Below are 17389 nucleotides of genomic sequence, written 5' to 3'. Positions count from 1 at the left end.
GGGGGCCGAGTCCACCGCAGCACCGTGCTCAGAGCGAGTGCGGCACGGCGTCCACGTCCTTCGGGAGCGGGTACGCGGCCGCGTCGACGGCCCCCGGCAGGCCGGTCGCCGGGCTGCCCGGGGCCGTCGGGTCCGGCATGGACGGCTGGGCGGGTGGGGCCGGCACCTGGCTGAACGGGACGCCGGGCGGCGGCTGCACCGGAGCGGTCCGGCCGGTGGGCAGCGCGCCCCGACCGCGGGTGCCGCAGCCCGCGCGACCCTCCAGGCCGTTCGGACTCTGGGTGTCGGGCCGATTGCCCGCGAAACAGTTGCCGGGGTCGGCCGAGGCCAGCACGAGGTCGATGCCGTTGCCGGTGGCGCGGTTGCCCTCGACGCGATTGCCGCTCGCCGGATGCCCCTGCGGGTCGGTGACGACCACGCCGGCCGCCCGGTTGCCCCGGACCAGGTTGCGCTGGACGCGGTTCCCGGTGCCACCGCCGATGCCGATGCCGATGCCGAAGCCCCCGTCCGCCTGCTCGGGCGTGTCGGCGGCGTTGTTGTCGGCGACCACGTTGCCCGCGATCACCGCGCCGTGCTGCGGGGCGAGGGCCTCCAGGTCATTGGAGTTGACTGTGACGCCTACCCGGTTGCGGGCGACGCGATTGCCCAGCACCGACAGGCCGTCCGAGGCATTGGTCAGTTCGATGCCGACCGCGTTGCGCTCCACGGTGTTGCCGCGGACGAGGGTGCCGCAGGGCTTGCACTGGCCGACGTAGATGCCGGAGTCGGCGTGCCCGGAGGCGTAGGAGTCCTCGATCACTCCGTCGCGCGCGTCAAAGGCGTAGATGCCGTACAGGCCGTTGTTGTATGCCGTGACCCGGGTCGCACGGAAGCCCCGGACGGCAGGGAAGCGGGCAGTGTCCAGCGGGTCGTAGGCGGAGCCGCCGGCGCCGCGCTGCTGCAACCGCTCGTCGGTGACGCCGGTGAACAGCACGCCGTTGGCCAGGTAGCCGTGCACGGTGAGGTTCTCGACCACCGAGCCGGCGCCGGTCACGGTGATGCCGTTGGCCAGACGCACACCGCCGTCGAAGACCACCTTGTTGCGGTCCGTTCCGCGTAGCACCAAGCGGGGCTTTGTGACGCGCACACTCTCCCGGTACACGCCCGGGCCGATCAGCACCGTCTCGCCCTCACGAGCGGCGTCCACCGCCTGCTGCACCGAGGGGAAATCCTGCGGAACGCGCAGCACGCTCCCGGCAGGATGCCGTGCGTCGGCGGACGTCGACCCCGTTGTGGAGCACCCGGTGGCCGCCATCGCGACCGAGACGACCAGCACCGACAGACGCAGCGCTGCCCGGAACACCGCCGCCGGGAGTGCCGAGCGGTTCAACAGCCATTCTGCAGACAGGGTTTGCATGGCAGATGTTTTATCGTCTCCAATAGGCGTATGCCCACCGAACAGGGAAATGCGCAGGATCCGTCCCGACCCGCGGCAACCGGTTTCGGGCGGCGCCGGGCACTGCTCGCAGCCGGAGCGGTGCTCGCCGCCGGGGTCGGGGCGGCGGCCGACGAACTGGCGAGAGACGACCGGACAGCCGGCCGTGCCACCGCCGGCTCCCCGCCGACCGAGGCCGCGATTCCCTTCCACAGCGCCCGACAGGCAGGTGTTACGGCGCCCCAGCAACCGGCGACGCACCTGCTCTCCTTCGACCTCCCGCAGACCTCCGCCGCCACCGGCCGGAAGGCCCTTCGCAGCGTCCTCGGCGCGCTGACCAGCACGCTCGCCACAGCAGCCTCCGCCGCCCCGCCGGACCCGCGGCTCCAGGGCGGCGGCGCGACCCGGTTCGCCTCCCTGGTCGGCATCGGCCCCGCTCTCGCCGCTCGGCTCGACCTCAATGTCCCCGCCTCACTGGGTGAGTTGCCGCCCTTTCCCGGCGACCGTCTCGACCCGCACCGCAGCAATGGCGATCTTTTGGTCCAACTGTGCGCAGCCGACCGCTGGACGCTCACCATCGTTGCCGAACTCGTCGGCACGGCCGCACACGCCGCCGGCGCCGTGCCGCGCTGGACCCAGTCCGGCTTCCTGCCTCATACGGCCCCGGGCACCACCCCGCGCAACTTGTTCGGCTCCAAGGACGGCACTGCCAACCCCGATCACGCGGCGGCCGAGCAGTGGGTCTGGGGTCCACCAGGAGCCCACGGGGACGGCACCGTTATGGTCTACCGCAGGATTCGCATGGACGTCACCGGCTTCGCGGCCCTTCCGGAGGGCCGGCGCGACCGGGTGATCGGCCGCCGCGCCCGCGACGGCGTCGCCCTCAGCGGCACCTCCGAGCAGGACGAGCCGGACATCTACGCCAAGAACCCCGACGGTTCCTACGTCATCCCCGCCACCGCCCACGTGCGTCTCGCCAGCCCCCGCTTCGACGGCGGCGCCCGTATGCTCCGCCGCAGCTACAGCTACGACGACGGCCCGAACGACCGCGGCCTGCTCTTCTGCGCCTTCATGCGCGACCCCGCCCAGTTCACCCGCGTCCAGAACCGCCTGGCCGCCCGCGACGCCCTCACTCCGTTCCTCCAACACCGGGCCTCGGCCGTGGCCTACGTCCTGCCCGGCGCGGCATCCGCCGGGACTCTCGGTGAACAGTTCTGGACATGAGGTTCGCTACGCTCCCTCCTCCTCGGCCGGACAGAGCATCCAGGTCCTCTCCCGCCACGCCAAGTTCCTTGCCGGGCACGAGCTTGAGCGCAGAGCGGTGCACCATCTTCCGCCAGAGCCAGAGCCAGAGCCAGAGCCAGAGCCAGAGCCAGAGCCAGAGCCAGAGCCAGAGCCAGAGCCAGAGCCAGCGTCCGCGGCAACGGGCGTGTGACAACCATGTGCGCCAGGCTGGGGAGCGGGAACGGGTTGGCTTCAGGCTGCCTCCGAGCCGTTGCAGGCAACGAACGCGCCGTCCGTCCGCCGCCTCATGAGCCCCTTACACACAGTGCCGGCGAAGTGCTGACGTTCGACGGTTCGACGCATCCAGGTCGACGGCGGCCGGGGAACGGTGGACGTCCTGGACGCCGCGTAGCCGAACATGTCCGGACGGTCGGTGGATCGGGGTGCCGCCAGGACGGCGACGTCGCCTCTGAGCAGCGGGATCCGGCTGTGCCGTGCGGCCGGATCTGCAGGATCCGGAGGAGGGCCTCCGGCGTGAGCCCGACGTGCGGGGCGGCGACGTTCTCGGCGAGGAGCTGCGGACGGCAAGGGGGCCCTCCCGTACGCGGGGTCGCCGTCGGCTGAGAAAACCCTTGGACTCCGCAGGCGCCGTCGCGGGACACTGAGGGTCCTGGCCCGGCCTCCTCGTACACGCACGCAGGCGTCGCCACGAGTTGCGCGGGGCTCTGCCGTCGTGCCCCGCCTGCCGCAAGTCGGCCCGAGCGAGGGCGCTCGATCGAAACCGAAGCTCCGCGCGGCCAGTGAGGCAAAGGCCTCTCCCCGCAGAAGCACATGGCGGGCTGTCGCACGACCACACAGGGTTGGTATGGGATCGCCTGAATCGCACCGAACGCCGGGCAGGGGCCCGGTGCTGCTCGCACTTCGTTACTACGGACGGGAATTGAAACGGCTTCGGTGGCTGACGATGCCTGCGATGCTGTTGCCCGCGCTGGGCAACATCGGCATCAACTACGGCGCACCGCTTGTCGTCGCGAAGCTCGTCGGCCGAATCGCCGACGACGCCGGTACCACCATCGGCTCGACGCTTCCGTACGTCCTCGGCTTCGCCGGCGTTCTCCTCCTCGCGGAGGCGCTGTGGCGCGTCGGCCTGCACTTCCTGAACCGCCTCGATGCCCTCGGGATCGAGCACTTGTACGTGATCGGCATGGACGAGCTGTTCGCCAAGGATGCCGCGTTCTTCCACGACAACTTCGCCGGGTCGCTGACCAAACGAGTCCTGAGCTTCGCCTCCCGCTTCGAGGAGTTCGTCGACACGCTGACGTTCTCGGTCGTGGGCAGCCTCGTGCCGCTGGTGTTCGGGTCGGTGGTGCTGTGGCGCTACGAACCGCTGCTCGTGGTAGGGCTCTTGGCGATGATCGCGCTGACGGCGCTGTGTGTGGCGCCGCTCATCCGTCGCCGCCAGGCGCTCGTCGACCAGCGTGAGGAGGCGATCGCCCAGGTGTCGGGCCACGTCTCCGACAGCCTGATGAACATGGACACAGTCCGGGCGTTCGCCGCCGAGGGACGCGAGGCCGCCGAGCACCGGTCCCGCGTCGCGGAGTCGCGGCGGCTCTCGTTGCGTTCGTGGGACTACGGCAACCTGCGCATCGACACGCTGGTCGCGCCGATGTCCGTGCTGACCAACGCGATGGGCCTGCTGCTCGCGGTTGCTCTCGGCGGAGGTGGGCACGGCGTGGAGACGGTCGTTCTCGCCTTCACGTACTACACCAACGCGACGCGGATCATGTTCGAGTTCAACCAGATCTACCGCCGCCTGGAGAGCTCGATGACGGAGGCCGCGCAGTTCACCGAACTGCTGCTGACGCCACCGACCGTGCTCGACCCGGCGTCGCCGGAGCCGCTGCTGTCCCAGGCCGCAGATGTCCGCTTCGAGCAGGTGAATTTCACCCACGCGGGTGCGGAGCCGCTCTTCGAGCGCCTCGATCTGGCCGTGCCCAGCGGGGCGAAGATCGGCCTCGTCGGCCGGTCCGGCGGTGGCAAGACCACGCTCAGCCGACTGCTGCTGCGGATGACGGACATCGACGGCGGCCGGATCCTGATCGGAGGCCAGGACATCAGCAGACTGCGCCAAGCCGACGTGCGCAGCCTGATCGCCTATGTGCCCCAGGATCCGGCGATGTTCCACCGCACGCTGCGGGACAACATCGCGTTCGCCCGGCCGGACGCCACCGACGCCGAGATCCGCCGTGCTGCCGAGGCCGCGCACGTCACGGAGTTCGCCGACGCGCTGCCGGACGGCTTCGCCACCATGGTGGGCGAGCGGGGTGTCAAGTTGTCCGGCGGACAGCGCCAGCGGGTCGCGCTCGCTCGGGCGATCCTGCGCGACGCGCCGATCCTGCTGCTCGACGAGGCGACCAGTGCCCTGGACTCCGAGAGCGAGATCCTCGTCCAGGAGGCGCTGTGGCGGCTCATGAAGGGGCGGACGGCGCTCGTGGTGGCGCACCGCCTGAGCACGGTCGCCACCATGGACCGGCTCGTAGTCCTGGACCGAGGTCGGATCGTCGAGCAGGGCACGCACCAGCAGCTGCTCGCGTCGGACGGCGCCTACGCGAAGCTGTGGCAGCACCAGTCGGGCGGCTTCCTCGACGACACCTCCGCGCCGCGGGTCGACCTGACGTGAACGCGAGCCCGGTGGGTGTGGCCCGGTGCCTGCAGCGGTGGCATGGGCGAACGCGGTGGAGGCGACCTGTTCGGCGCCGAGGGAGGCGAATGCCAGGCGGAGGACGGCGAAACGCATCCGCGCGCTCGGTGGGCCCGGGGCGTCCCGGCGAGCGAACGCCCGTGGCCCAGCAGCGCCGGTCCCGCCGGTACCGTCCACCGCAGCCCCATGCACCACGACAGGTCATCCGCGACCCCTCTCGGCCCCGGTGCAGACGGCCCCGCCGGGGGAGGTGCTTGCGCGCCAGGTATCCGGATCGCGGACGCGTCGCTCAACCCGGGCGCCGGGCTGTGCGGTCGGGGACCGCGTGACGGTTCGCAGACAGGCGGTCGAGCGTTTGGCACATGCCATTGAGGCATCAACTCTCTTACTCTAGTCTCTCGTTCACCGAACGGCCGTCCTCGGCCGGGAGTGCGCCACCAGGAGCCCAGCTGCCCGTCGGCGGCCCGGAAAAGGGAGATCCAACATGGTCAAGCACTACATCAAGTACGCCTTCAGCACGCTCACCGCGGCGATGTTCGCCAGCATGGTCTGACGATCGGCCCCGGCCTGGACCGGGAACTCTGTCCCCGGTCCAGGCATCAGGAGGCCATTGTGTTCGGCACCGCACTCAGTCAACTCCGGTACGGCCTGGCGATCCTGCGCAATCGGCGGATCCGCCCACAGGACCTCGAACGCATCGCCCGTGACCTGGTCACGACCCTGGCCGAGTTCGGCGATCCCGGAGCGGACTCCGCGCTGCTGCCGGGACAGGCCGGGGCCATCGACCCCGCCGTACGGCGCACCGTCACCGAGCGCAGCCTGCGGGCCACCGCACGGGCCGCCGCACGGCACACGCCCTACTACCGCCGGGTTTTCGACAGCCTGGGCCTGGACCCGGTCACACTCACTCCGGAGACCTGGGACCAGGTCCCGGTGACGTCCAAGTCGGCGCTGCGTGGCCTGCCGGCCGCTTTCGTCTCCGCCGCGTCCGTCCCCGCGCTCATGGCGCTCACCACGGGGACCAGTGGTACTCCCACCACCGTCTGGTACTCGCGGGCGGAGGTGGAGACAGCAGTCGCCATGAGCACCCTCTCGGCCGTGCTCGGCCTGGGTCTGCGGCCCCGGCACACCATGGCGTACGCGGGCTGCTCCCGGGCGACGCTGCCGCTGCTCAACGTGGAGGAGTCGGTGACCCGGATCGGCGCCTCATTCGTCCAGATCGGCACCGTGGACCCGGCGGTGGCGCTGGACCGGCTCGCCGCCCCGCTCGGACTGCGGGGCAAGGCCCCGCAGATCACCCACCTGACGATCTCTGCGTCGTACCTGTCCGCCCTGGTCGAGGAGGTGGAGCGGAGCGGCTGGCGGCCTTCGGACTTCGGCCTGGAGTTCATCGGTGTCGGCGGGGAAGTGCTCTCCGAACCCCTGAGGGAGCGGGCTGCGGCCGCCATGGGGGCTCGGATCTCCACCAGTTACATGATGACCGAGACACTGCCCTCCGGCGGCACGTCCTGCACCGAGGGACATCTGCACCACACCACCGAGTTCGGGTACCTGGAAATACTCGACCCCGTCACGCATGAACCGACGCCGCCGGGTGACGTCGGCGCCATCGTCCAGACACCTTACGTCCCCTACCGGGACTGCACCCTGCTGTTGCGGTACGCCACCGGTGACCTGGTCCGACGGCCCGAGGCCGAGCCGGAGTGCGAACTGGCGCACCTGCCCGCGACCTCGCCCGTCCTCGGCCGCTGGTCGGGGCCGCTGAGCCGCTCGGTGCCCACCCGTTCGGTGCTGGACCTGCTCGAAGCGGAGCCGGACATCCCGCTGCCGGCCCGCTACGTCCTGGAGGAAGGCCGGCAGGGTCCGTTGCTCCATGTCCTGGTCCGCCGACTGCCCGGCGCCGCCCTGCTCGGCAGGCTGGAGGACCGGGCCACCGCGGCCGGCCTGGCGCTGGCCGCGATCGTGCTCCACGACGATCCAGCCGGGCTTGCGCCGACCGGGCCGGTCCGTGCCGACCTGCGGGAGCACACCTTCGAGTCGGCGCGTCCGGTCGCTGTGCGCGTCGCGAGCCCGGCGTGAACGCCGCCGCCCTGGTGGGCCTCAACTGCTGCGTCCTGGCGGTGACAGCTGCGGGCGCCGCCTACTTCGGCCGGGTGCGGATGCCCCGCCCGCCGGTCGGCAGGTACGAACTGCCCGATGTCGCTGTGATGTACGCCGTGGTGGTGGTTGCTCCGCTGCTCTATCTGGTGCTGCCCCGGGCCGCGGTGGCGACCGTCTTCGGCCTGGTCTTCTGCGCGGCACTGCAGCTCACCCTCTCACCGCTGACCGGAGGGGGCCGGGCCTGGGCGGTCGCGTCGGCCTCGGTCGCGGCCACCGCAGGACTCGCGTTCGCGGGTCGGCCGCTCGCCGTGATGGTGCTCACCGACGTACTCCTCGCGGTGGCCGTGGTGGGGGTGGCCAACATGTGGGTGCAGAGCGGTATGCGGTCCGCCCACGTGGCGTGGTTCGCGGGCGCACTCGCCTGCTACGACCTGGTGGCCACCGGCCTCACCTCGGTCATGGACCGGTTCGCCGAACAGGTCATGGGGCTGCCCTTCGCCCCGCTGCTCGCTGTGACACGGGGAGATCCACCGGTGGCCCTGGGATTGGGTGACCTGCTGCTCCTGGTGCTCTTCCCGCTTACGGCGGTCAAGGCGTTCGGGCGGGTCGCCGGACTGGTCGCGGCCGGGGTCGGGCTGGCGGTGTCCGGAGCCGTCAGTCTGCTGTTCGGACTGGGAACGCTGACCGGGGCATTCCCGCTGCTGGCGGCGCTGGGGCCGTTGATCGTGCTGCAACACCTGTTCTGGGCGCGGGCCAAGGGCGGCGAGCGGACCGTCGCCGAGTGGCGGGCCGGAATACCTCGGCCGACATCGGCCGCCGTGTCAACGGAACCCGACCCCGAACTTCTCCAGGCACTCGAACCGGCCGGAGCGGAGGAGTTGTGTACTCAGCCGTCCGAGGGGGACTGGCTGGCCGTCCTCGACGGTCGGGTGGTGGGCTCGGGGACATCGCCGGGTCAGGCCCGCAAGGACGCCGGTCTCCGCGGATACGGCTCCGTGCCCGTGGTGCGCCAGGTCTGAAGAGGGCCCGCACAAGGGCGTACGCCGCGTGGGCACCTCCGGCCGGACGAGGCGGCTGCGCCCAATCCGGCCGGTCTGCCACGGTGTCGCGCAGGAAGCCGCGCATGGAGCGGAAGGTGTGCTGCATCGCCCACCCACGGCCTGCTCGGTCCGTATGCGGAAGCGCAGGGCTGAGAGCCTGTCGGGCTGCCTCTGATCGGGCGGCCACGCCCTGGCACGCACTCCCCCAAGGCCTTGAGGGCCAGGGGGACCCCCTCCCGCGTTGCCGAAATGCCCTGGTAGCTCCATCCCCGAGCTCTCAGCTTCGTTCGAGCAGGGGAGACCCCGTCCGAGGACATCCCGACGCCTTGGAATCGCACGCACCAGACCGCGTCCGCTGCCCGATCGAAGGCCGCCCGACAGGCTCTCAGCACGGCGCACCCCTCGGAGAGCGCCGTCGGTACTTCCCGACCGAGGGCGTCAGCCCTCAAGCCGTGCGGCACAGAAGGGCGTCCGGGGTCTTCCCCTTGGCCCAGGGGTCGGTGAAGGCGACACCCGCCAGATACTCATCGGTGCGGCACTGGCCCTTGAAGTTGCCCAGGGCGAACTCGCCGCCCGGCTCCCCGGCAGGCCGGTTGTCTCCACGGTCGAACCAGACGGTGCGGACGTCCGCCGGATGGGTCAGCCGAGGGCGCGGCGGGCGGCCGCGGCGTCGGCGGGGTTCCAGCCGCGTCGGGGGACGGAACTGAGCAGCAGGCGTGTGTAGGGGTGATGAGGCGCCTCCAGGATCTCGGCCGTAGGGCCCGCCTCCACCACCTGTCCCTCCTTGAGGACCATCACCTCGTCGGTGATGTGCCGGACGACGGCGAGGTCATGAGTGACGAAGAGGAAGCCGATGCCGACCTCGCGCCGGATGGTGTCCAGGAGTTCGAGGACCTGCGCCTGAATGGACACGTCCAAGGCTGCCACGGCCTCGTCGAGGACGAGGACGCGCGGTTCGGCGGCCAGCGCGCGGGCGATCGCCACACGCTGGCGCTGGCCGCCGGACAGCTTGCCGGGCAGGGCGGACGCCTCCCGTTCCCCGAGCCCGACCTGGTCGAGAAGCTCGGCGACGCGTTCCCGCCGGGCCGTCGTCTCCATCGGGAAGTGGAGACGCAGGACCTCCTCGACGCACCGGCCCACGGTCACCCGGGGATCGAGGGACAGGTACGGATCCTGGAAGACCATTTGGATCTCGCGTGCGCGGGCGAGCCGCTCGGCTCTGCCCCGGGCGGGCGCCGAGCGGTCACGTCCGCCGATGCGGATGGTGCCGCTGTCGGGGCGCTCCAGGCCGACGAGCATCCGAACCGTCGTGGTCTTGCCGCTGCCGGATTCGCCGACGATGCCGAGAGAGGAGCCCGGCGACAGGGTGAAGGACACGTCCTCCACCGCCGTGTGGTCTCCGTACCGCTTGCACAGCCTCTGAACGACGAGTTCCTCGGTCGCCGCGGTCACAGTGTGATCCCTTCGTCGGCGCGGTGGCACGCGGCGAGTCCGTCGCCGTGGTGCGCAAGTTCGGGTGTCTCCTCGGAACAGCGCGGCTGCGCATGGGCGCAGCGCGCCGCGAAGGCGCACCCTGGTGGGGCCTCGGCGAGGGAGACGGGCCGGCCCGGGATGGGGCGTGGGGCGGCGGCTCCGGCCTCGATACGGGGCGTGCAGGCGAGGAGCCCCGCCGTGTACGGGTGGCGTGGACGGTCGAACAGCGCGTCGGTGCTGCTGGTTTCGACGATCCGGCCCGCGTACATGACATACACGCGGTCGCAGATCGCCGAGGCCAGTTCGAGGTCGTGGGTGACGAACAGCATTCCGGTGCCACGTGCGGCCTGCAGGCGCGTGAGGATCGCGATGATCTCTGCCTGGGTGGTGACGTCGAGGGCCGTGGTCGGCTCGTCGGCGACCAGCAGCGCGGGCTCGCCCGCGAGGGCGGCCGCAATGACCACGCGCTGGAGCATCCCGCCGGAGAACTGGTGCGGGTAGCGGCGCAGCGCGCCCCGCGGATCGCGGATGCCCACCGCGTCGAGGAGTTCCTCGGCCCGGTCGTCGGCCGCGGCGGCGGGGGTGCCCGCGCCGCGCAGTCCCTCGGTGAGGAAGTCGCCCACGCGGCGCAGCGGGTTCACGGACGCGCGCGGGTCCTGGAAGATCATCGCGACCTGTCCGGCGCGCAGCCCGGCCAGTTCGGCACGGTTCATGGTCAGGACGTCGCGGCCCGCGACCCGCACCTCACCACTCGTTCGCGCCCGAGGCGGCAGCAGCCCGAGCACGCTGCGGCACGCGACCGACTTGCCCGAGCCGGACTCGCCGACCAGGCCGACGGTCTCGCCGGCCCCGACCCGCAGTGTGACGCCGTCGAGGATGGGCCGGGCCGCCTGCTCGCCGGGCAGGCGGACGCCGAGCCCGTCGATTTCCAGCGCGGGGGTTTCATATTCGGTCATGGCACTCACCGCTCCCGCTTCGCGATTCGGTCGGCGAGCCCCTCGCCGACGATGCCGAAGGCGACCACGGCGAGGACGATGCACGCGGACGGCGCGAGCGCGGGCAGCATCGCCCCCTGCTGGATCGCCGACTGGCCTTCGTTGATCATGGCTCCCCAGTCGGCTTTGGGCGGCTGCACCCCGAACCCGAGGAAGGACAGCGCGGCGAGATCCATCAGTACGTAGCCGAAGTTCATCGCGGACTGCGCGAAGACTGTCGGTGCGATGTTCGGCAGCAGATGACGCAGGCAGATCGTCCAGCCCGACCAGCCCTGCACGCGGTACGACTCGATGTAGGCGCGAGCCTTCTCCTGGCGGGCGATACCTCGGACCAGGCGTCCGACGTACGGCGTGTAGGCCACCGCCATGGCGATCACGGGCGCGGCCATGCCCGAGCCGAGGACAGCTACCAGCAGGATGGCCAGCAGCAGTCCGGGGATCGCGAAGGCCAGGTCCATCGACCGGGACAGCAGGGCATCCGCCCAGCCACCGCGCCAGGCGGCGACCATGCCGACGAGCGTGCCGAGGAGGGTCGAGACGCCGACCACGAGGAGCGGCCCGAGCAGGCCCGTCCGCGCGCCGTGGATGAGTCTCGACAGGATGTCCCGCCCCGACTGGTCGGTACCGAGGAGATGGTCACCGCTGGTGCCCGTCAGGCTCGCCGACAGGTCGAGCGCGTCGGGGTCGTACGGTGCGATCACGGGGGCAAGGACGGCGATCAGGACGAGCACCGCGAGTACGGCGACGCCTGCCGTGAACAGTGGGCCCTGGCCGAGAACCCGCAGTCCGCGCAGGCCCCGGCGGCGGCGCAGCGCACCGGGGGAGGGGGACGCGGTGGAGACGGTGGTGGTCATCGGGAAGCCTCCCCGTAGAGCGACAGCCGGGGATCGACAACCGGTACGAGCAGGTCGACGATCAGGTTGACGACGACGAATGCCGCCACGCTGAGCAGGGTGATCGCCTGAACGACGGCGAAGTCCTTGGCTGTCACCGCCTGCACCAGCAGGGAGCCGATACCGGACACGTTGAAGGCGGTTTCGACGATCGAGGTGCTGATCAGCAGGCCGGCGAGCATGGTGCCGCCGACGGTGACGATGGGGCCCAGTGCGTTGCGCAGCACATGCCGACGGACCACGGCGCCTCTCGCGACACCGCGGGCGCGCGCCACCTCGACGTGTTCGCGCCCGAGTTCGTCGAGCATCGCCGACCGGGTGACCCGGGCCAGCAGTCCGGCGAACGTGATCGCCAGGGCGAAGGCGGGCAGCGTCAGATGGTAGAGGCGGTCGCCGAGGCCCTCGGGGGTGCCACCGGGCCCGGGAAACCAGCCCAGTTGGACGGAGAAGAGCGAGACGAGCGCGATGGCGCTGACGAACGAGGGAGTGGCCGTGGCGACGCCGGTGCCGAGGAGCACTGCGCGGTCCACGGCCCCGGGGCGCAGGGCAGCCAGGATGCCGCCCGTCACGCCGAGGATGCCGACCAGCAATGCCGCGTAGCCGACGAGCAGCGCGGTGCCGGGCAGACGGGAAGCGATGAGGGAGCCGACATCCTGGTGGAACTGGGTGGAGCGGCCGAAATCGCCGTGCAGGACACCGCCGAGCCACTTCGCGTACTGGACCGGCAGCGGGTCGTCCAAGTGGTACTGCGCGCGCAGCGCCGCGACCGCGTCCGGGGTCGCGGGGCGGCCGTGGAGCAGGAAGGTCACCGGGTCGCCCGGCGCGAGATGCACGGTGCCGAAGACGATGAAGGAGGTGACGAGCAGCACCGCCGTCAGGCCGAGGAGGCGGCTCATCAGATAGCGCGTCATTGCTGCGCGGCCCCGATCGTCGCGGCCCACGGGTAGTACAGCTGGGCGATACCGGTCGGGGCGCCCGTCACCCGGCTGCCGAGGAAGACCGAGTAAGGGGCTTCGTAGAGCGGGATGATCGGGAGCTCGCGCACGGCGATGCGCTGGAGTTCGGCGGTCAGTTCCGCGCGGCGCGCCGCATCGGGCTCCGCGTTCGCCTTGTCGAAGGCGGCGTCGAACTCGGCGTCGGACCAGTTGCCGTAGTTGCCGAAGTCACCTGTGCGCAGGTACTGGTAGAACTCCAGCGGGTCGGGCGTGTTGTCGTACCCGTTGGTGATGACGAGGTCCAGTCCCTTACGGGCGCCGGGGTCGACGAAGATGCTGCTGTAGGCCTCCGGGGCGACGGCCTTCAGTTCGACGTCGAGGCCGATCTGCTTGCCGGCCGCCTGGACGGCGTTGGCCACGACGCTGATCTCCGGGGCGAGCGAGCTGGTGACGAGGGTGACCTTGCGCCCCGTGGCACCGGCCTCGGCGATCAGCTTCTTCGCGCCGGCCACGTCGAAATCGGGCTCGGGCAGCGCCTTGAAGTAGTCGTCGGCCTTCTCGGACGCCAGCGCCCACGCGCCGCGCGCGGCGGGTGCCTTCGCGGGAATGCCGATGCCGCCGGCGGCTGCCTTGATGATGCTCTTGCGGTCGAGGGCCATGGAGAGGGCCTGGCGGACCTTGAGGTCCCCGAGCGGGCCCTTGAAATCGAGCACGGCGAGATCGGCGGCCGCCGTGTTGGGGCCGAAGTACAGCGTGCCCTTCGAGTTGGTGCGCAGCTGGGTGAGAGAGGAGGAGGGCACCATGTAGCCGCCGTCGGCCGTGCCGGACAGGAAGGCGTTGGTGCGGGCGGACGGGTCCTCGATGAAGGTGAATGTCACGGTGTCGGCCTTGGGGGTCAGCGACCGGTCCCAGTAAGCGGTGTTCTTCTTCAGGGTGAGGCTGTCGCCCTGGGCCCAGCTGTCGAGCGCGTAGGGGCCGGTGCAGTTGACCTTGCCCTTGGGGCCGCCGTAGTCCTTGCCGGCCTGGGCCAGGAAGGCGGCGCTCTCGACGGTGCCGGGGGAGGCCGCCATGAGTTCGTTGAGGAGCACGTCGGGCTTGTTGAGCCGGATCGTCACCTCCAGCGGGCCGCTCTTCTTGATGGAGGCGACGTTCTTGAAGGACGAGCCCCACGGAGAACCGGTGGCCGGATCCATGTGGCGTGTGAGGGAGGCGACCACGTCGTCCGCCGTCATGGTCGATCCGTCGTGGAACTTCACATCCGGTCGAAGGGTGTACACCCAGGTTTTCGGGTCCGGGTTCGTGTACTTCACGGCCAGCCCGGGTTCGATCTTCATGTCGGGGGTGACCCGCAGAAGTTGCTCGCACACGTTGGCGAGCACGGTGTTCGGCGGGTAGTCGTAGGCGAGGGCGTAGTCGAGCGTGTAGGGCTCGGCGTACAGCGACCAGGTGAAGGAGTCGAGGGAGCCCTTCGCCGTCGGGGAGTTCGGGGTGACGGTGTAGGCGGGGGCGCCGCCGCCGGGCCGGGACCCGGTCGCTCCGGAACAGCCGGCGGTGGCGGCCGTGGTGACGGCGGAACAGACGAGCAGCGCGGTGGCTCTGGACATGCGCAAGGAGACCCACCCCTTTACGGGTGTAGTGACGGGCTCTGGGGGGATGGAGCGAGTATTGGTGCGGGAACGTTCCCGCGCAAGACTTTGCGGGAACGGTTTTGCTGAGGTCACGAGGGTGGCAGCATCAGTGCATGACCTCAGCTCCCCGACGTGGTGGCCACACTCCGCGGACCGCCCCGCCCCGCGTCCGTCTCGTCGATGTCGCCCGCGAGGCGGGCCTCTCCAAGACCACCGTCTCGGCGGCTCTCAACGGCACGGGACGGCTCTCGCCGACCGTGCGGGAGAAGGCCAGGGAGACCGCGCGCAGGATGGGATACCGGCCCAACGCCACCGCCCGGCAGCTGCGTGCGGGGCGGGCCCGGCTGATCGGTTATGTCGTGGGGGAGTTCGCAGGGACCCCGTGGACGTATCTGGATTCGCCGTACTTCGCCCAGCTGACCAGCGCCACGGCGGCCTCGGCGCTCAAACGCGGATACGCCCTGGTGATGCTGCCCGCGGGATCGCTGCACAGCGAGTGGGTCGACCTGCCGCTCGAAGCGGTGATAGTTGCCGATCCGGTTGACGACGGGGTGGTGGAGGATCTGATTGCCGCCCGTATCCCCGTCTTCAGCGACGGATCGGTGGACGGCAGACCTGGAGCGCACTGGGTGGACGTCGATGCCGAGGAGGCGGTCCGCGGAACCCTGGAGCATCTGGGATCGCAGGGCGCACGGCGGACGGCGCTCGTGCTGCCCGACAGCACCACCCGCTTCCACCGGGGAGTTCTGGCCGCCTACCGGGGCTGGTGTGCCGCACGCGGCCACACGGCCCGGGTGACCTTCGCCGCCGACGCCGGCAACGGCCCGGTGGTCCGGGCCGTGGACAGCGCGCTGACCGCTGCCGAGCGGCCCGACGCCCTCTTCGTGGTGGCGGAGCTGAGCCCGCCGCTCGTCCTGGAGGCGGCACGCCGCCACGGCTACGACGTACCCGGCGACCTTCTCGTGGTGTGCGTGAGTGAGGACGATACGGCCGAGCACACCGAACCTCCGATCTCGACGCTGAGCCTTCAGCCCCGGAAGGTCGCCGAGGCCGGGATGGAACTCCTCGTCGCCGCCCTGGAGAACGGCGACGAAGGGCCCTCGGGCGTGCTCGTGCCGACGCGCCTGCTGGTCCGGGAGTCCTCGCGGCGGCCGTCCTGAGCCCTCCTCAGGCGGAGTGCACCAGTGTGCCGCCGACGTAGGTGCGCAGGACCTGGGCCTCGGCGATCTCCTCCGGGGGCAGCGTGAAGATGTCCCGGTCCAGCACCACCAGATCGGCCAGGTGACCTGGGAACAGACTGCCGGTGTCGTCGTGCCCGTTCACATGTGCCGAGCCGGCGGTGTAGGCGGCGACCGCGGTGGCGAGGTCGAGGCGCTGCTCCGGAAGGAAGACCCGCCCGTCGGTGGCCTCGGGCTCCATCCGGTTCACCGCGACATGGATTCCGGCGATCGGATCGGGGCTGCTGACGGGCCAGTCGCTGCCCGCGGCCAGGGTGGCTCCAGCGCGCAGCAGGGAGCCGAACGGGTACTGCCAGGAGGCCCGTTCGGGTCCGAGGAAGGGGATCGTCAGCTCGTCCATCTGGGGTTCGTGTGCGGCCCAGAGCGGCTGGATGTTGGCGATGGCGCCGAGCCGTGCGAAGCGATCCAGATCGTCGGGGTGGACCACCTGGAGGTGGGCGAGATGGTGGCGGTTGCCACGCCGCCCGTGGGCCTCGACGGCTGCCTCGACCGCGTCCAGGGCCTCGCGCACCCCCCGGTCGCCGAGGGCGTGGAAGTGGACCTGGAAGTCGTGGGCGTCGAGCTCGGTGACGTACGAACGCAGGGCGGCGGGGTCGACGAAGCTCAGACCCGAGTTGGCGGTGGCGCAGCCGCAGCCGTCGAGGTAGGGGCTGGTCATGGCCGCCGTGAAGTTCTCGGCGATGCCGTCCTGCATGATCTTCACCGCACGGGCCCGGAACCGTCCGTGGTTCAACTGCTCTCGCCGGGACAGCAGCTCGGGGATCTGCTCGGCCCCCCGCTCGCGGTCCCACCACAGGGCCCCGGTCACCCGGGCGGTGAGCGTGCCTTCACGGGCGGCCGCCAGATAGGCGTCGGACGGGTCCGGATTGCCGCCGAACACGCCCAGCAGGGCGTCCTGCCAGCCGGTGATACCGAGGGAATGCAGCAGCTTCTGGGCCCGCAGCAGACCGGCGAGGCGGTCCGCCGGTGTGCTCGGCGGCACGATCCGGGAGACCAGCGCGGTGGCGCCCTCCTGCAGCATTCCGCTCGGGGTGCCGTCCGGCTCGCGCTCGATCCGGCCGTCGAGGGGGTCGGCGGATTCCCGGGTGAGACCGGCCAGTTCGAGCGCCCGGGTGTTGGCCCAGGCGCCGTGGTGGTCGCGGTTGGCCAGAAGGACCGGGCGGTCGGGGATCACCGAGTCGAGGAGCTGCCGGGTGGGCAGTCCGCCGTCGAAGCTCTCCAAGGACCAGCCGCCGCCGGTGATCCACGAGCGGTCCGGGTGCGCGTCGGCGTAGGAGCGTATGCGGGTGAGGTAGTCCTCGACGCCCACCGTGCCGGTCAGATCGCACTCGGCCAGTTCCATTCCGCCGGACACCGCGTGGATGTGGGCGTCCTGGAAACCGGGGAGCAGCAACTTGCCCTGGAGATCGATGACTTCGGTGTTCGGGCCGATCAGTTCGCGCACCTCGTCATGGCCGACGGCGGTGATGCGGTCCCCTGTGACGGCCAGGCTGCTTGCCCGAGTGCGCGCGGGATCGCCGGTGTGGATGGGGCCGCGGGTGAAGATCAGATCGGGTGTGGCCATGAGGTGCTCCGAGGCGGGAGGGAGGGTGTGTCGAACGGTCATGCAACCGAGGTATCCATTTGCATGTCAATGCTGTTGTCGTAAGAGGCGTCCGGTGAGGGGTTTTTGAGGAGTGGCTGGGCGCAGGCGGCCGCGGGGCGCCGTGCTGTCGGAGTGGCTGATCGTCAGGGACGGTCCTGTGAGC

At 70.9% G+C, this 17389-nt stretch carries 12 protein-coding genes; 5 read left to right on the top strand and 7 right to left on the bottom strand.

Going from position 1 to position 17389, the window contains the following annotated elements; translation table 11 throughout:
* Window positions 1-28 precede the first annotated feature (28 nt).
* Window positions 29-1396, bottom strand: coding sequence for a right-handed parallel beta-helix repeat-containing protein (locus tag ABZ826_RS12060; protein WP_361446099.1), 1368 nt, complete (start codon window positions 1394-1396; stop codon window positions 29-31).
* Between the two features lie 30 nt (window positions 1397-1426).
* Here ABZ826_RS12060 and ABZ826_RS12055 point away from each other — a divergent pair, with 30 nt between their 5' ends.
* The 4 genes from ABZ826_RS12055 (at window position 1427) to ABZ826_RS12040 (ending at window position 8458) form a co-directional block, all read left to right on the top strand.
* Window positions 1427-2638, top strand: a complete 1212-nt coding sequence (locus tag ABZ826_RS12055) for a Dyp-type peroxidase (RefSeq protein ID WP_361446097.1) — start codon at window positions 1427-1429, stop codon at window positions 2636-2638.
* Between the two features lie 865 nt (window positions 2639-3503).
* Window positions 3504-5318, top strand: coding sequence for an ABC transporter ATP-binding protein (locus tag ABZ826_RS12050; protein WP_361446095.1), 1815 nt, complete (start codon window positions 3504-3506; stop codon window positions 5316-5318).
* A 633-nt stretch (window positions 5319-5951) separates the two neighbouring features.
* A complete protein-coding gene (locus ABZ826_RS12045; protein WP_361446093.1) occupies window positions 5952-7418 on the top strand; it encodes a phenylacetate--CoA ligase family protein in 1467 nt (488 codons plus the stop codon).
* Window positions 7415-8458 carry a hypothetical protein gene (locus ABZ826_RS12040; protein WP_361446091.1) on the top strand — a complete coding sequence of 348 codons (1044 nt, stop codon included), beginning with the start codon at window positions 7415-7417 and terminating at the stop codon, window positions 8456-8458. Before ABZ826_RS12045 ends, ABZ826_RS12040 begins: the two co-directional genes overlap by 4 nt.
* A gap of 660 nt (window positions 8459-9118) precedes the next feature.
* Here the strand turns inward: ABZ826_RS12040 and ABZ826_RS12035 are convergent.
* From ABZ826_RS12035 to ABZ826_RS12015, 5 genes are read right to left on the bottom strand one after another with little or no spacing between them, the layout of a single operon-like run.
* Complete coding sequence (locus tag ABZ826_RS12035; RefSeq protein WP_361446089.1) at window positions 9119-9931, bottom strand: ATP-binding cassette domain-containing protein; 813 nt, start codon at window positions 9929-9931, stop codon at window positions 9119-9121.
* Window positions 9928-10908 (bottom strand): ABC transporter ATP-binding protein, encoded by a 981-nt coding sequence (locus ABZ826_RS12030; RefSeq protein WP_361446087.1) that lies wholly within the window; start codon window positions 10906-10908, stop codon window positions 9928-9930. The genes ABZ826_RS12035 and ABZ826_RS12030 overlap by 4 nt, the downstream gene beginning before the upstream one ends.
* 5 nt (window positions 10909-10913) lie before the next feature.
* Complete coding sequence (locus tag ABZ826_RS12025; protein ID WP_361446085.1) at window positions 10914-11801, bottom strand: ABC transporter permease; 888 nt, start codon at window positions 11799-11801, stop codon at window positions 10914-10916.
* The gene (locus ABZ826_RS12020) at window positions 11798-12751 is read right to left on the bottom strand and encodes an ABC transporter permease (protein WP_361446083.1); all 954 of its coding nucleotides are present in this window, start codon (window positions 12749-12751) and stop codon (window positions 11798-11800) included. The genes ABZ826_RS12025 and ABZ826_RS12020 overlap by 4 nt, the downstream gene beginning before the upstream one ends.
* The gene (locus ABZ826_RS12015) at window positions 12748-14379 is read right to left on the bottom strand and encodes an ABC transporter substrate-binding protein (protein ID WP_361446313.1); all 1632 of its coding nucleotides are present in this window, start codon (window positions 14377-14379) and stop codon (window positions 12748-12750) included. Before ABZ826_RS12015 ends, ABZ826_RS12020 begins: the two co-directional genes overlap by 4 nt.
* Window positions 14380-14516: 137 nt before the next feature.
* On the opposite strand from ABZ826_RS12015, the gene ABZ826_RS12010 reads away from it, so the two are divergent.
* Window positions 14517-15563 (top strand): LacI family DNA-binding transcriptional regulator, encoded by a 1047-nt coding sequence (locus tag ABZ826_RS12010; RefSeq protein WP_361446081.1) that lies wholly within the window; start codon window positions 14517-14519, stop codon window positions 15561-15563.
* A gap of 7 nt (window positions 15564-15570) precedes the next feature.
* Here the strand turns inward: ABZ826_RS12010 and ABZ826_RS12005 are convergent, their stop codons facing one another.
* Window positions 15571-17205, bottom strand: coding sequence for an amidohydrolase (locus tag ABZ826_RS12005; RefSeq protein WP_361446079.1), 1635 nt, complete (start codon window positions 17203-17205; stop codon window positions 15571-15573).
* Window positions 17206-17389: the final 184 nt, after the last annotated feature.

Source organism: Streptomyces sp. NPDC047515 (assembly GCF_040643055.1).
Taxonomy (GTDB): Bacteria; Actinomycetota; Actinomycetes; order Streptomycetales; family Streptomycetaceae; genus Streptomyces.
This window is presented reverse-complemented; position numbering and strand designations above follow the sequence as displayed.